This window comes from Aeromonas sp. S13(2024), from assembly GCF_041402405.1.
GTDB lineage: Bacteria > Pseudomonadota > Gammaproteobacteria > Enterobacterales > Aeromonadaceae > Aeromonas > Aeromonas veronii.
The window spans coordinates 417,969-433,551 of record NZ_JBGLRA010000001.1 but is presented as its reverse complement, the minus strand read 5'-3'; the positions used below and the strand labels follow the sequence as shown (position 1 = coordinate 433,551).

General features: G+C 53.7%; 15 protein-coding genes. 12 read left to right on the top strand and 3 right to left on the bottom strand.

The window, feature by feature from the left end; all coding sequences use genetic code 11:
* The first annotated feature begins 86 nt into the window (after nt 1-86).
* Nucleotides 87-737 (top strand): DUF2913 family protein, encoded by a 651-nt coding sequence (locus ACB042_RS01990; RefSeq protein ID WP_371177671.1) that lies wholly within the window; start codon nt 87-89, stop codon nt 735-737.
* A gap of 94 nt (nt 738-831) precedes the next feature.
* Here ACB042_RS01990 and ACB042_RS01985 read toward each other — a convergent pair whose 3' ends face one another.
* The 3 genes from ACB042_RS01985 to ACB042_RS01975 all read right to left on the bottom strand — a co-directional run bounded on the left by ACB042_RS01985 (nt 832) and on the right by ACB042_RS01975 (nt 3,692).
* Nucleotides 832-1,071, bottom strand: coding sequence for a FeoC-like transcriptional regulator (locus ACB042_RS01985; protein WP_005350974.1), 240 nt, complete (start codon nt 1,069-1,071; stop codon nt 832-834).
* The gene (gene feoB / locus ACB042_RS01980) at nt 1,068-3,338 is read right to left on the bottom strand and encodes a Fe(2+) transporter permease subunit FeoB (protein WP_167569496.1); all 2,271 of its coding nucleotides are present in this window, start codon (nt 3,336-3,338) and stop codon (nt 1,068-1,070) included. Before feoB ends, ACB042_RS01985 begins: the two co-directional genes overlap by 4 nt.
* Before the next feature lie 126 nt (nt 3,339-3,464).
* Nucleotides 3,465-3,692: a FeoA family protein gene (locus tag ACB042_RS01975; RefSeq protein ID WP_005337384.1), complete on the bottom strand. Its 228-nt coding sequence runs from the start codon at nt 3,690-3,692 to the stop codon at nt 3,465-3,467.
* A 119-nt stretch (nt 3,693-3,811) separates the two neighbouring features.
* Between ACB042_RS01975 and ACB042_RS01970 the strand changes: the two genes are divergently transcribed.
* From ACB042_RS01970 to ACB042_RS01920, 11 genes are all read left to right on the top strand, one after another.
* The gene (locus ACB042_RS01970; RefSeq protein WP_323905643.1) at nt 3,812-4,141 is read left to right on the top strand and encodes a stress response translation initiation inhibitor YciH; all 330 of its coding nucleotides are present in this window, start codon (nt 3,812-3,814) and stop codon (nt 4,139-4,141) included.
* A 259-nt stretch (nt 4,142-4,400) separates the two neighbouring features.
* Nucleotides 4,401-4,958 carry a TMEM165/GDT1 family protein gene (locus ACB042_RS01965; protein WP_005346773.1) on the top strand — a complete coding sequence of 186 codons (558 nt, stop codon included), beginning with the start codon at nt 4,401-4,403 and terminating at the stop codon, nt 4,956-4,958.
* Between the two features lie 163 nt (nt 4,959-5,121).
* Nucleotides 5,122-6,060, top strand: a complete 939-nt coding sequence (locus ACB042_RS01960) for a DUF2157 domain-containing protein (RefSeq protein ID WP_371177670.1) — start codon at nt 5,122-5,124, stop codon at nt 6,058-6,060.
* Nucleotides 6,053-7,057: a DUF4401 domain-containing protein gene (locus tag ACB042_RS01955; RefSeq protein ID WP_371177669.1), complete on the top strand. Its 1,005-nt coding sequence runs from the start codon at nt 6,053-6,055 to the stop codon at nt 7,055-7,057. Before ACB042_RS01960 ends, ACB042_RS01955 begins: the two co-directional genes overlap by 8 nt.
* Complete coding sequence (locus ACB042_RS01950; protein WP_371177668.1) at nt 7,054-7,572, top strand: GDYXXLXY domain-containing protein; 519 nt, start codon at nt 7,054-7,056, stop codon at nt 7,570-7,572. The genes ACB042_RS01955 and ACB042_RS01950 overlap by 4 nt, the downstream gene beginning before the upstream one ends.
* 71 nt (nt 7,573-7,643) lie before the next feature.
* Complete coding sequence (locus ACB042_RS01945) at nt 7,644-8,390, top strand: substrate-binding periplasmic protein (RefSeq protein ID WP_371177667.1); 747 nt, start codon at nt 7,644-7,646, stop codon at nt 8,388-8,390.
* A 130-nt stretch (nt 8,391-8,520) separates the two neighbouring features.
* The gene (locus ACB042_RS01940) at nt 8,521-9,267 is read left to right on the top strand and encodes a substrate-binding periplasmic protein (RefSeq protein ID WP_371177666.1); all 747 of its coding nucleotides are present in this window, start codon (nt 8,521-8,523) and stop codon (nt 9,265-9,267) included.
* A gap of 139 nt (nt 9,268-9,406) precedes the next feature.
* Nucleotides 9,407-10,162, top strand: a complete 756-nt coding sequence (locus tag ACB042_RS01935) for a substrate-binding periplasmic protein (protein WP_371177665.1) — start codon at nt 9,407-9,409, stop codon at nt 10,160-10,162.
* A 1,106-nt stretch (nt 10,163-11,268) separates the two neighbouring features.
* The gene (locus ACB042_RS01930) at nt 11,269-12,498 is read left to right on the top strand and encodes a metallophosphoesterase (protein WP_139472794.1); all 1,230 of its coding nucleotides are present in this window, start codon (nt 11,269-11,271) and stop codon (nt 12,496-12,498) included.
* Nucleotides 12,499-12,508: 10 nt separating this feature from the next.
* Entirely contained in the window at nt 12,509-14,290 is a 1,782-nt protein-coding gene (locus ACB042_RS01925; protein ID WP_371177664.1) for a hypothetical protein, read from the top strand.
* Nucleotides 14,283-15,239: a hypothetical protein gene (locus ACB042_RS01920; RefSeq protein ID WP_139472796.1), complete on the top strand. Its 957-nt coding sequence runs from the start codon at nt 14,283-14,285 to the stop codon at nt 15,237-15,239. Before ACB042_RS01925 ends, ACB042_RS01920 begins: the two co-directional genes overlap by 8 nt.
* Nucleotides 15,240-15,583: the final 344 nt, after the last annotated feature.

Below are 15,583 nucleotides of genomic sequence, written 5' to 3'. Positions count from 1 at the left end.
CTCTATTGAACCGCAAAGGCGCCACTGGCGCCTTTGCCATCTCTGTCATCGGTGTTGGCCCCTGGTGGTCAACTCAAGGATTGTTTATGACCTCTCCGACCTACAATCAGGCCCTGCTCGAGATGGCCACTCAAAGCCTGGCCGAACTGGCCCGCACCGCCGAGCAAAAGGCGGGCAAGCGCACTCCGGCGCAAGAGAGCCACTTTCTCTGCACCTGGATGGCCGACTCCCTCAAGGAGAAGCGCTTCTCCCGTATGGTGATGGAAGATTTGAAAGCTTGGGTGCAGCTTGGCCGCACTCTGGGTGCGGGCGCCGATCTCAAGGGATTGCTGGAGCGCATCGCCTTCCAATACCAGTGCGCCATGACCAATCCGCAGCAATTGGGAGCCAAGCTGGCTGCCCTGCTGGAGGAGCTCTCAGCGGCAGGCTGGCTGGTGCTGACCGAGAGCGAGGTGAACGCCAAGCTGCGCCTGCAATCGGGCGGTCAGGCGAGCTTGGTGGTAAGCCATAGCGAATATGAAGGCCATATCGAGGACGGTGAGCTTGTCAAACCCCTCACCCTCTATGTGCGCGGTGACGAGAAGGTGCTGGCCGAGGCAGCCTTCAACCACGGCCTGCTGCTGAGCCAGGGCAACAAGAAAACCACCCTGGTCAAACACCACAAGGCCTACCGGCTGATGCCGGACAACGCCCAACCGGCGCTGGCACTGCTGAGCGAGGCTCGCCAGAGCGCCTGATCCCGCCATGTTGCAGCAATAAAAACGGCAGACCCTTGAGCAGGATCTGCCGTTTTTTATTGTTCGATGTTTGATGATGAGGTTGGGTAGTCGTTTAGCGGATCTTGATGCCAATCTGGCCCGCGTCACACCACTCGAACATCACCTCCTCGCTCTTGCCGCAGCAACTGCCACCACAGACCCGACTCTCGCGCTTGATGACCCGCCCCTTGCGCATCCAGACGCCGAGCATGGCCTCCACCGCATCTTCCGAGGTGTGGAAGTGGCGAGCCAGATCACGCCGGCTCACCTTCTGCTGCGCGGCGAGGTAATCCCCCAGCTCGCGCAGGATCATAAGGTCACCACCTTGCGGGCGACGATATCACCGTGACGGCGACCGGCCCACCAGAGCAGTACCAGAGAGAGGCCGTAGCTGGCGATCCAGAACAAGCTCTGTTCCGGGTGAGCGGCGAAGGTGGCCACCTGATAGAAGAGGGTGGCGCACATAAAGGCCATGTAGTTGCACCATACCGCCGTCATCAGCGCCCACTGACGACCGGTTTCCCGCACCAGCGCGCCCATGGCTGCGGCGCAAGGCATGTAGAGCAGCACGAACAAGAGATAGGCAAAGGCACCGGCCGCCCCGTCGAAGTGGGTCTGCATATTGCCGTAGGTGGAGACATCGACCTCCTGCGCCTCGGCGGCAGCTTTCTGGTCGTCGAGGTTGCCAACATCAAGCCCCATGGGGTCGCTCGGGTTGATCTCCGCCAGATTGGCCGCCACGGCATCGATCGCCTCGTGGAAGCTGGCCACCAGCGAGAACTCGCTCTCCTCCTCTGCATCGCCACCACCGGCGTAGAGGCTGTTGAGGGTCCCGACCACCGCCTCTTTGGCGAAGATACCGGTGACGATACCGACCGTGGCCTGCCAGTTGTCATCGCGTACACCGATGGGGTGCAGCACCGGGGTCACCGCCTGGCTGATCTTGCTCAGCACCGAGCTCTCCTGCTCCTGATGGCCAAAGCTGCCATCGGTACCCAGGGAGTTAAGCACGCTCAGCACGGCGACCACCAGCACGATGGTTTTACCTGCGCCAAAGACGAAAGATTTGAGCTTCTGCCAGGTCTTGATGGCAACGTTGACCGGCCGCGGCCACTCGTAGTCTGGCATCTCCATCAGCATGGAGTCGCTCTTGCCCGGCAGCAGGGTGCTGCGCAGCAACAGGCCGGTGAGCACCGCCACCAGAATGCCGATGAGGTAGAGACCGAACACTAGGTTCTGACCTGACTCGGGGAAGAATGCCACCGCAAACAGGGCGTAAACCGGCAGACGGGCACCGCACGACATGAAGGGGGCCATGGCGGAGGTCATCAGCCGCTCCCGCTCGGAGTTGAGGGTACGGGTCGCCATCACCGAGGGGACGGTACAACCAAAGCCCATCAGCATCGGCACGAACGCCTTGCCCGGCAGGCCGAGACGGCGCATCAGGGCATCCACCACGAAGGCGGCACGGGCCAGATAGCCGGAGCTCTCCAGCACCGCGAGGAACAGATAGAGGCAGCCAATCACCGGAATAAAGGTGGCCACGGTCTGCAAGCCAACGCCAAAGCCGTCCGCCAGAATGGCGCCCAGCCACTCGGGGGCATTGACCAGCCCCAGCAGGTGGTGCACCCCATCGACAAACAGGGCGCCGCCCATGATGTCGAAGAAGTCGATAAAGGCGCTGCCAACGTTGATGGCAAACAGGAACATCAGGTACATGACAAACAGAAAGAAGGGGATGCCAATCCAGCGATTGAGCAGCACCCGATCCAGCCACTCGCTCTGGGCCTCGGTGAGCTTGCCCTTCTGCTGACGAGCCTGTTGTACCCACTGGTGGATATGGCCGTAGCGAATATCCGCCAGTTGCAGGTCGATATCCTGTCCCTGATGGGCGCGAGCCACTACATTGGCGGCGGCCGCCTGCTGACCGGGCAGCAGGGTCTCCTGCATCACCGCATCCTCTTCCAGCAGGCGCAGGGCGCGGCCACGGGTAGTGAGGTGATGCGGGGCGAGCAGGGTCTCCAGCTCCGCCAGATCGGTTTCAAGCGCGTGGCCGTAATCGAGCTGCAAGGCGGCTTGCGGCTGACCGATAAACTGCCGGATCTGCTGCTTGAAGGCGGCAACCTGCTTGCTGTTGTGGGCAGAGAGGGCCACCACCGGGCAACCGAGGGATTTGCCGAGCTTGCTCTCGTCGATGACGATGCGGCGCTTTTGCAGGATATCCAGCTTGTTGAGCACCACCACCATGGGCAGGCCCAGTTCGCGCAGTTGCAGCGTGAGGTAGAGGGAGCGCTCCAGATTGGCGGCGTCGATGACGTTGAGCAGCAGGTCGGGTTGTTGGCCCTGGGCAAAGCGGCTGGCGATCTGCTCGTCCAGACTGCCATCCTGACTGGCCAGGCTATAGATGCCGGGCAGATCCATCAGCTTGAAGTGATGCTCACCCGCGCTGAACTCACCCATCTTCTTGTCGACGGTGACACCACTCCAGTTGCCTACCTGCTGGCGGGCGCCGGTCAGGGCGTTGAACAGGGAGGTCTTGCCGCTATTGGGGTTACCTACCGTTACCAGGGAATAATTCATACCAGCTCTACCTCTATTTTCTTCTGAACCCGCCGCGTGTGTGGCAAAACGCTTTGCAGGTTCGACTTCTTGTCTCTGAACCGCTCCCGGTGACTTTCTTGACCGGAGCGGTAGCCGAGCAGCGGGTTATACCGGCTCGACTTCTATTTGCTGGGCCAGACTCTTTTGCATGGAGAGACAGATCCCCTGGCACTGGATCTGGAGCGGGTCCCCAAGGGGGGCGGAGCGCAGATAGATGACTTCAGTCTGGGGCAACAGGCCCATCACCATCAGTTTGCGGCGCAGCGGCCGGGCGAGCTGATTCATATTCTTGATGCGAGCACTCTGTCCCGGTGACAACTGCGTGAGTACCATGACTGACTCCTGAAGTTAAACAATAATAATTCGCTTTTACTTGGGGCATTATAAGCTGTGTCTTCAACTTTTATTTGAGTAAAATCAAACTCCGCTTAGCTAACCCATAAAGTATTGCCATGAGTCACGACAACAACAGCCGCCTCGTTTACAGCACAGATGGCGGCATGATCAAGGAGCAGAGCGCTCCCCAATCCGCCTCCCCCTTCCCCACCGACGGCACCGTGCGCATTCGCCGCGAGACCAAGGGGCGCAAGGGCGCCGGGGTGCTCACCATTCATGGCGTACCCGCCGATCAGCAAAAATCCCTGGCCACCCTGCTCAAGAAAAAGTGCGGCACCGGTGGCGGTATCAAGGAGGGGGTAATCGAAATCCAGGGGGATAAACGGGACCTGATCAAAACCGAGCTGGAGAAAGCCGGTTTCAGCGTCAAGCTGGTGGGTGGCTGATCCCCTTGTCACTCATGCGGTTTTTCCCTAGAATGCCCGCTCCCATCGAGGGGGAGTAGTCTCGCACGCCGGTGCCATCCATTGCATGAATACCGGTTTGCGACCCTGATCAACATACTTGGTGCCAAATCACCATGGTCAGGGTGATCCATGCCAGCCATGGATTTGACAAGACCTTTGACGGGCCAGTGCCAATACCGGGGACGGATGGCGCAGGCTTGTCTTTGGTTTATAACAATTCCGTCCCCCGGTCATTTTTATGGAAGCCTTGTTAACCTCAACCCTCAGCGTCGCCATTGCCGAAATCGGCGATAAAACCCAGCTGTTGGCGTTGCTGCTCATCTGCCGTTTTCGCAAGCCCTGGCCCATCATCGCCGGCATGCTGGCGGCTACCCTGCTCAACCATGCGGGCGCCGCCTGGATTGGCGAGTTCATCAGCCGCTGGCTCGATCCCAAGATAATGACCTGGCTGGTCGCCATCGCCTTTATCGCCATGGCTATCTGGATTTTGGTGCCGGACAAGATGGATGACGAGGAGAGCCCGCTGGATAAATACGGCCCCTTTATGGCGACCTTCGTGCTCTTCTTCATCGCCGAGATCGGTGACAAGACCCAGATTGCCACCGTGCTGCTGGCCGCCAAGTATGACTCGCTGGTGCAGGTCATTACCGGGACCACCCTCGGCATGATGCTGGCCAACGTGCCGGTGGTGCTGATCGGCAAGCTGGGGGCAGACAAGCTGCCGCTCAAGGGGATCCGCATCGCCTGCGCCATCCTCTTCGTCGGCCTCGGGGTGAGCACTCTGATCTTTGCCTGATCGCCTTTTCCGCTGACCAAGCCCTCCCCTGTGGAGGGCTTTTTGTTTACTGCTGTGTCTATTGCGTAATCCGCTGTCGCAACCACCAGCCGCAGAGCCAAGGGGCAGTGCACGGTTGCGGGTGCCTCATGCCATAATGGGGCAAACCTCGTGGAGTCCCCCCATGCACAACGTATCAAGAGAGACACTTCTCGAATGGGTCAAACAGGGACGGCTGGCGCCAGAGAAGCTGGCGGACGCCCTGACCCTCGCCGATCTTCCCCCCCATCCGGCGCGCTGGCAGTGGCTGTTTGACCGGCTGCTGCTCTGGCTCGGCGCCCTCTGTATCGGGGCTGGCCTCATCTTCTTCGTCGCCTTCAACTGGCAAGAGCTGGGCCGGGTCTCCCGCCTCGCCCTGCTGGAGGCACCGCTGCTCGCCATGCTGCTTCTGCTGTGGCGCAAACCGCTGGGGGATACCCCCCGTCAGGCACTGCTGCTCGCTATCGCCCTCAATATCGGCGCCCTGCTGGCGCTGGTGGGTCAGACCTACCAGACCGGCGCCGATCCCTGGCAGCTGTTCGCCACCTGGGCGCTGATGCTGGTGCCGCTGGCGGCATTTGGCCAAAGCCCCCTGCTCTGGACCTTGAGCTGGCTGCTCGGCCAGCTGACGCTGGTGCTCTACTGGCGGCTCGGTTTGTTCACGTTCTTCTTTACCTTCGATGAAGAGGGATTGGGCTGGTGCCTTACCCTGCTCAACGCCGCCCTCTGGGGTCTGCTTCTGCTGGCACCAAACCGCTGGCGCCTGATGCCAAGCTGGCTGGCGGGTCTGGCCGCGGGTCTGGGGACCACCCTGCTCACCCTGCTGGCGCTCTTCGATGCCGCCTCCCCGCTGGTGTGGCCGCTCTGGCTTGGCTGGCTCGCTGCGGCCTATGCCCTTTGGCACCACAGATTTATCGCCGGACTCGCCATGGGGTGCCTCAGCCTGATTGCCGTCATCCTCGCGGCACTGGGCAAGTGGATGGAGCCCGACATCAACGGCTTTTTGCTGCTGAGCCTGATTGCCATCGGCCTTTCTGTCATCGCCGCCCGCTGGCTGCAACAACAACGGAGGTCTCATGAGTGATCTGACCCTTTGGCAAAAGCTGCAACAGGCCAATCTGGTGGAAGGGGAGATGCCCCGTGACACCCAGCCCCACTGGTCGAGCCGCTTTCTGCTCGGGCTGGTGGGCTGGATTGCTGCCCTGTTCCTGCTCTTTTTCCTGTTTCTCACCTTCGAGCAGCTGACCCGCGAGGCCAACAGCGCCCTGCTGCTGGGGGCCGTGCTGCTTGCGGGGGCCTATGCCCTCAATCGCAGCCAGCGCGGCGATCTCTGGGATCAGTTCGTGCTGGCACTCACCCTGGCGGCCGATGCCTGGCTGCTCTATGGCCTGCTCGATCAGCTGGATCTCCATCACGCCCTGCTCTGGTTTGGGTTGTGCCTGCTCTCCCTTGCCATCGCCGTGCTGTTCGATCACTGGCTGGTGCGGCTGTTTCACAGCGTGGCGGCGGCCCTGCTGCTCACCCTTGGTCTCGCCTGCCTCGGGCTGCAACTGCTGGCGCTGCCGCTGGTGATGGCAGCCATCACCTTCTGCTGGCTGCGGGCAGATAGGGACCCAGATCACCACCAGCTCTACCACTCCATCACGCTGGGGCTGGCCCTCTCCCTGCTGGTGCTGGGCCGTCTGCACCACCCGCTGTGGGATGGCGGCAGCAGCGTGCTGGACGAACTGGGGCTGTCCCGCCTGCCGCTCTGGCTCAATCCCCTGCTCTGCGCCGCCCTGCTGCTGGCGGTGATGGTGAAGCTGAGGCTCCCCCTGCTGTTTGGCTTGCCGCTGGTGCTGATCAGCGCCGTTATCCCCGGCATGGGGGCGGGCGCACTGGTGCTGATCCTCGGGTTTTATGCCGGCAGTCTGGGGCTGATGACCCTCTCGGCCCTGCTGCTGCTCGGCTATGGCTCGCTCTATTACTACGATCTTGGGCTCACCCTGATGACCAAATCCTGGCTGCTGCTGGGCTCCGGCATCCTGCTGCTGGGTGCCCGCCAGCTGCTCACCACCTTTGCGGCAAGGAGCGACTCATGAAACCCGTCACCCGACAACTCGCTCTGTTGCTGAGCGGCCTCGCCATCCTGGCGGGCATCAATGCCACCGTCTGGCGCTATGAGTACGCCATGAGCAGCGGCGAAGTGGTGCTGCTGCGGCTCGCTCCGGTCGATCCCCGCTCCCTGATGCAGGGGGATTACATGCGGCTCAACTATGAAATTGCCCGCGAGCTGACCAGCCGCGACGCCCGTGCGACTCAAGACAAGGGCAGCGACACCCTGGTGATCCGCCTCGATGCCCATCAGGTGGCCACTCTGGTGGCCGATGGCAAACCGGATCGGCTCGCCAGCGATGAGCGGCTATTGCAGGTGCACCAGAGCGAGCGGCAGTGGCAGATCGGCCCCGATGCCTACTTCTTTGAAGAGGGCACGGGGGAACAGTACGAAGCGGCCCGCTACGGCGAGTTCCGGTTGCAAGCGGATGGCAAGACCCTGCTGGTGGGGCTGCGGGACGAGGCCTACCAGCCCATCGGGCAGATCCGCGCCCGCTGGTAACGGCAGTGAGTGGCTATTTACTCTGTTCATGGTCACACTCAAGGGAAGGTTGATCGCTAAGGATGTTCCCAATGAGGATATGGCTGATCTGTCATCTGTTGCTGCTCTGCTGGGCCTCGACGGCCCGGGCTGATCTGGGCAAGCTCGAGTACCTCACCGAAGAGTACCCCCCCTACAACTTCAGCGATCCGCAAGGCCAGCCCACCGGCCTTGCGGTCGATCTGCTGCAGATGATCTGGCAACACAGCAGCGTGACACCCCAGCCGGTGCGCATCCTGCCCTGGGCGCGGGGTTATTACTTGCTAACCCAGAAGCCCAACGTGGTGCTCTTCTCCACCGCCCGCACCCAGGCACGGGAAGACCTCTTCAAGTGGGTATGCCCCATCGGCTACTCGGAGTACATACTGCTGGGCCGCAAAGCGCAGAACATCACCCTGACCGCCTTCGATCAGATGAGCCAGTACAAGATCAGCGCGGTGCGCTCGGACGCCGCCGAGCAGCTGCTGCTCAACAACGGCATGGATGACAACAACATCATCCCGGCCAACCGCCTGTCGCAGGGGTTGAAGATGCTGCTCTCCGGCCGCGCAGACCTGCTCGCCACCAGCAAGCTGGCGGGATATGACGCCATCCGCGAACTGAAGCTGAGCAGCGACGACTTCAACGTGGCCATGGTGCTGAGCGCCGAGCAGCTCTGCTACGCCTTCAGCCGTCAGGTGCCCGACAGTGAGATCACCCTGTTTCAGCAGGGCCTGACCCGCGCCCTCGCCTCTGAGGAGTTTCGCAAATTGCAGGCCAAATACCTGCCGGTGCGCTGAGCACTCACTCACCCGCTGGGCAGCAGTTCGCTGCCCATTTTATTGATGAAAGATGCAATAGAGGTGGCTAGCTATTCCCGCCGCAAGCAGTCAAACTGGGCTACATAGTTGATTGTGAAGGATCTTTCCCGTGCGGACATGGCACCTACCTCATCTGCTACTGCTCTTGTGGGCCACCTTCGCGCAGGCCGATCCGGGCAAACTCGAGTATCTGAGCGAAATCTCTCCCCCGTTTAATTTCAGCGACCAGCAAGGGATGCCGACCGGATTGTCGGTGGAGCTGATGCAGCTTATCTGGAAAGCGCGGGGCGTGTCGCCCCAGCCAATCCGCATTATGCCCTGGGCCCGAGGCTACAACCTGCTGCAACAAAAACCCAATGTGGTGCTGTTTGCCACCGCCCGTACCCCACAGCGGGAAGCACTCTTCAAGTGGGCCTGCCCCATCGATCACTCGGAGTTTGTGCTGCTGGGGCGCAAGGCGGACAACATCACCCTAGGCTCCGTGGCCGAGATCAGCCGCTACAAGGTCGGCGTAGTGCGCTCTACCGTCTCAAAACAGCTGCTGCTCGAGCGCGGTATCGATGAGCGCCAGCTGATGCTGGCCAACCGCCTCACCCAGGCGGCCAAAATGCTCACCTCAGGTCGCGCCGATCTGTTTGCGACCAACAAGCTGGCGGGCTATCAAACCCTGCAACAACTGGGCTTCAAGCCGGATGACTTTCATGTCGCCTTCGTGCTGGATGCCAGACCGCTCTGCTACGCCTTCAGCCGTCAAGTGCCCGACAGCGAGGTCGCCCTCTTTCAGCAGGCGCTGACCCAGGTCGTCACCTCGGCGGATTTCTCGGCCCTGCAAGCCAAATACCTGCCGCTGCGCTAACGCCCAGATCGCCGCCGACATTGGGCGCGGGATGGGACTGTGCACCCGCGCTTTTTTGCCAAACATGCTCCATCGCCTTGGCGAAATCGGCCAGCTTGGTCACACTTGAGCAGATATTCCCTTGATCAGGATGGCAAAAATGAAACCATGGATTGGATTGGCCGGGGCGCTGCTGGCCACCCTCGCACAGGCGAGTCCTGAGCTCGGCAAACTGCACTACATCACCGAAGAGTACAAACCCTACAACTACGCCGATGCCAGCGGCGCCCCCACCGGCCTCGCGGTCGAGCTGCTGCAACTGGTATGGAAAAAGACCAATACACCGGCGCAGCCCATCACCATCATGCCATGGGCGCGCGGTTACTACCTGCTGACCCAAAAGCCCAATGCGGTGCTCTTCTCCACCGCCCGCACCCAAGCGCGGGATCCCCTGTTCAAGTGGGCCTGCCCTATCGGGTATGCCGAGATCGTGCTGGTGGGGCTGGCCGATCGCAATATCACCATCACCAAGCTCGACGATGCCAAGGCGTTCAATATCGGGGCGGTGCGGGCCGATGTGGGGGAGCAACTGCTGCTCAACAACGGCTTTGACGAGACCAAACTGATGGCCGCCAACCGGCTGGCACAGGCGCTCAAGATGCTCACCTCCGGCCGGGTCGATCTGGTCTCCACCAACAAGACCGCCATGGAGCAGCTGATCGTCGAGCAAAAACTCGACCCCGCCCGCTTCAAGGAGCAGTGGGTGCTGAGCTCGGAGCAGTTCTGCTTCGCCTTCAGCCATCCGGTGAGCGACGAGCTGGTCAAGGAGTTCCAGACCGGCTTGACCCAAGTGCTGGCGAGCAGCGAATACCCGCTGCTGCACAGCAAATACTTCCCTACCCCCGCCGCCAAATAGCGGCGCCGCATCGAGCGCCAACAACAAGGGGCCCACCGCGGGCCCCTTCACTTTTTTCCGTTTGCACTCTCCTTCTTTACCGTTTGCGCTCCTCTCGCGGCGTCACCCCACCGCCCTGCCACTGCCAAGCCCCGACAACCATCAACTAATCACTAATTAATAAAAGTTTGTGCCAGCGCAAAAAATCACTCTTTTCTGATAGTTAGCTCATCAAAACCATAGATAAGACCACTCTGGCTCCGTAATATGGCGACGGGCGTCTGTTGACCCCTTTCCGAGATCAATGGTCAACGGCGCAATCTGGTAGCGAGAGTCAGGGGCGGTAGCCACTTTAGCGTAGGGTCGATTAGCGAAGCGTAATCGTCCGCGGTAACTGTCCCCTCTCCCCTTGCGGGAGAGGGCTAGGGTGAGGGGTCGGTAACATCATTGCTTGGCGAAATATCGCCGTCTAATTGGCATGGTTTCGCCATGCAGGACGCGAGGACTCCGTCCTCGACGGGGTTTCGCCGCCGCTGCGCGGCTTGGCGAGTGACTTTTCTTTGCGTGGCCAAAGAAAAGTCACCAAAAGAAAGGCCACCCCCACTTGTTCGCCCTCCTACGGCGGGTTCCCTCGGTTCAGGCAAAAGGTTGGCGGAACGACGCAGACGGTACATCCCTGTACCGCCTGCGTCTGCGCCGTCGTCCATGACGGCGCTCCTGACCTTGTGCCCTCACCTCGGCGAACAACAGGGGGCAACACCCAACCCGCCGCCCCGAGGCAAGTTAACAGCCCCCTACCTATTCGGGGCAATGATCGGGAGGGTTGTTATCTCTGATCCGGCCCTTCGCCCACCCCGTGGCGAGATCAGATTGCCTCACCTGCGCAACAGACATGAGCGACATGGTTGCACAGGTGAAAAAATCATGGTGAGTACCACGGCAAGCGGTACACATACCTATCGGGGAGTGGCTTTATATTGACGTTCCGATAGTCAGTAGTTAGCGATAAAGCTAATTATTTATCGAGTATCAAATTACACCACCAAAAATAAATATCTTATTTAGTGAAATGAAAATATGTACCATAAAATGGTCGCCAATAAAATTGTTATCATCGTGGACATCAAATGAAGATTCTTGTAATTAGTGATCTCCATACCGGAACAGGTGCGATAGCAACTGACTTTTCCACTGGGGAATCAAGTAATGCAGTGAAAGAAGGTTATATGCAAGAGTTAAAATCTCTTGTTGAGAAAGAAAAACTATCTGCTGATTATCTAATTATACCTGGTGATATAAGTAATCACTCTGAGTATTCTGAATTTGACTTGGCATCTAAAAGATTAACTGAACTATCTGCTTATTTCGGAATTTCTGAAAGCAAGATTTTTTTCGTTCCAGGAAATCATGATGGAAACTGGGATGATGAAAAAGCGTCAAAAGAAAAAAGTGAGCCTGTAGAACTTTCTATTAAAAAGAAATATAGTAACATTCAGAACAATAGTTTCTTTGACTCAATTATAAGAAATGCCGTAAAAGGATGTTTCTATTCCAAGCCATACTATGTCCATTGGCAAGATGAAAATGTAAATGTTCTTGGTATAAATAGTGCAGCCTATGACTCTTATGACAAACCACTGCATCATGGCAGCTTGGATAAAAATGACTTAAGACTGCTATCTGAATATATGGATGAGTTAATTACAAAGTATCCTAATAGAGTGAATATTCTCGTCCTTCATCATCATCCGATACAACATCCAGACCTCCCTTTTTCTGATCCAGACCATAGCATACTTCACAATGCAGCGCTGCTTATGGAATTAGCGACAAAAAATTGTTTCAATTTCATAATTCACGGTCACAAACACATACCGAGATTAGAACTTCACATGGATAGTTATCAACACCCAGTAAATGTTGTATGTTCTGGTAGTTTTTCAGCTAGATTAGATGAACGCTGGTTTCAAGGTACGCCAAACTGTATTCATCTCATTGAAATTGATTCAATGTGCCCCCAAAATAATACACCGAGAGGAATACTCACAACATGGTATCATTATTCAGGCCATGGTTGGATTTCAAATAACCCTGTAAACGGAATTCCTCATAAAGAATTTTTCGGCAATCATATGGCTAGAAGCTTTCTATCTAGCACAGTAAAAGGGATCATAGAGCAACACTTTACTAAGCATTCACATATTACATGGAATGATTTGATCAATGAGAATCAAGATCTTAAGTATACATCCAGAAAATTACTAAGCGTTATTTTGAAGGAATTATCACAAGAAATTGGATTTGATATTTTCTCAAGAGAAGATAATGAGCAATCATTTGTGATAATTAAGAGATAGGGTGGCAACAGTGAAAAATAAAATCACTTTTGGAAACATTTTTGAACATTCAAATGCAAGATATTTCAATTCAACCCAACTAGCTAATGAGTTTGTATGGACACACTCATTTGAAAAATTAATATCAAACAAGAACCATATTATTTTAGGTTCAAGAGGGTCAGGAAAAACAGCATTAATAAAAATGTTATCTCATGAATGCCTTTCTAAACTGGAACATGAGAAAGCAACAGATATAATTAATAGCCGTTCGTTTATTGCAACATATATACCATTGAAAGTTGAATGGGTAAATTCGATAAAAGAAATAGAATATGACGACCACTCATTTTTTAAGTGGTGTTTAAATTTATCTTCATGCGCAAGATTTATTGATACAGTTAAAAGTTGTTTATCAACCTATATTTTAGATGAAATTGAAAGAGCGTATAAAGAGAAAGAAATTGCTATCGAGCTATCCAAGCTATGGCTAACGGCCATCTATTATACACTGTCAGATATTATGCAAGAATTGGAGCGTATCGAATACAATAAAAATATTGCGTTTAACAAAGCAAAACTTGGAATAGCACTTACGGATGAAGATAAGCTAATTGGAATAAAATTCAATTCCGAACTTTTCAAACCATTTAGCATGGCAACATCTGTTATCAAAAAAATAATCGACATACCATCTGATGCTACATGGTGCATTTGTATAGACGAAGCTGAGTTCCTAACAAAAGAGCATCATAGAATTCTAAACTCGTACATGCGCTCTTATAATGACATTATTTTTAAAATAACTACCATGCCATATCGTCATTATACACTAGAGACTACAGTAGGCCGCCCAATAAATATCGGTCATGACTTTGAGTATGTATATATTGATAAGTTAGGCTTTAACGATGATAACCAATCTGCAAACCAGAAATTCTTCGAGTCATTTGCTGAGAAATTATTCTCAAAAAGAATAAAAGGCACTTATCTCGATAAAGATTTTGTAACACTTAAGAAGCTACTTGGCGAATCGCCATTATTTGACTCCAATAAAGAAATTGACGCTGATTTACTTGGGGAACACCTTGATGACGCCACCCTAGAAAGAGCGATTTTATTAAAGAATACCAATCCTGATTTATATCAGAGTTCAATACTAAGAAAGGTCAAAGGCGCATTAATCCTCCGTGAATCATTTCGCAAATACAAAGGTAACGCTTCTCCATCCATATATTCAGGTTTATCCCTAGCGATAAGATGTTCCGATGGAAACCCTAGGCGTCTTTTGAGGCTATTTAACTACCTCCTGTCAGATAAACTGCAAAGCCAAGTATTATTTGACTTCATATCAGATAAAGAGCAAGGGAGGAAAATAAAAGATTTCTCTTACTCTGAACTTGATAGTTTAAATTTAGAAGTCGACGGGAAAGAGACTTTTGAGTTATTTAACACTGTAGGTAAGTTTTTTAAAGACCGCCTTCACACACAAAAAATCGGCACAAGAATTGTCAGTTCATTTGACTTTGACCTAACAGAGACAGAATGGCGTCATATCGAAAGAGCCGTAGACTTGGGATTAATATACCCCGAGTTTGGTGCAAGTGAAAACGACAATAAAATGCCGAATAGAAATGGGCGATTTAATTTTGCTTACTGCCTAGCACCATATTTCTTCTTACTTCCTAGAAAAGGTGCCGCCATCAAGTTGTCGACCATAATAAACAATAAGAATTTTTCTCAAAAAAGAATACTTTCTGATTACAGCCAAGTAGAACAGATTGATTTTGACTTCGGAGATGACTGTGAATAATTTACATATTGAAGACTTGTCTCGAGGAACATTTTTAGAACAAGAATATGATCTTGCAATATTCTCTTGCGGATATGAAGAACGATGTATTGATGTCCCATCATTAATAAATCCAGAAAAATTAAAATGTACGAGCATAATTCATTTTGATCAACACCATAATGATCCACAACGTAAGATTTGCGAGGAATTTTTCAATGAAAAGTACAAATACGCCCATCATTTATCTATCAACCAAACTAACATAGCGTTACTGCACTCACATGTATCACAGCTCGTCAACATGATACAACTGGAGAAAAATGCTCCACTAAGAATCTTAATTGACTACACATCCATGTCTCGTGCATGGTATGCTGCACTATTAACATTCTTCATGAAATTTTACGGGAAAAACATTGTTATTGACCTGACCTATACAAATGGCGTATATCACGAAACTGACCTAAATGTTGAACTAGGAGACTTAAAAGTAATTCCTGGATGCGAAGGTAACTCTCTAACAAAAAGAAATAACGCTGCAATTTTCATGCTTGGTTTTGACAGTTATGGTCCATTAAGACTTTATAATCTATTAAACCCCAATCGATGTTTCGGTGTTTTAGCGTCACCAGCCTCCATACAAAAGTATGAAGACACATGTATAGAAAAAAACAAAGACTTCATTACACATCATCTGGGTGGCATTGAAAATATCATTAAACTGCCAATTAATAGTTTGGCCACATGCTACGAACACATGAGTCAGATACTAATACCATTGCAACAAGAATATAACGTCTCCATAATACCATTTGGACCAAAACCTCATATAATTACATCTATATTATGCAGTTTAAACTTCAATAATGTAACGTGCATGTATTCTGAATACAGACGTAATCGGACGGCGATTGTTCAATCGACTGGAGATATTACGGCATCTAGAGTTATTTTTGAGCCAGAATAACTTTCATCCATAATCCATTTAATAATGGAATAACCACAGAGAATCAATGATTCCTTCGTTATTTAAAATATCATTACCTTTAGCTAGCATTATTAGCTCTATTTTCAAATCTAACGTTGCACCCCATTTAACCAGCTCCTCACACTGCTTAGCTCCGGATATGGGGGCTGTCAGCATTACAGCTGAAGCCACGGGCGAAACGAGGGAACCCGCGAAGCGGGTGGTTTGCCGGGGAGAAGACTTTTGGTCTTATTTGCCAAAGAGAGCGGTCTTTCAAAAGTCACTCGCCAAGCCGCGTAGCGGCGGCGAAACCTCTTCGAGGGCAGCGCCCTCGCATCCTGCAT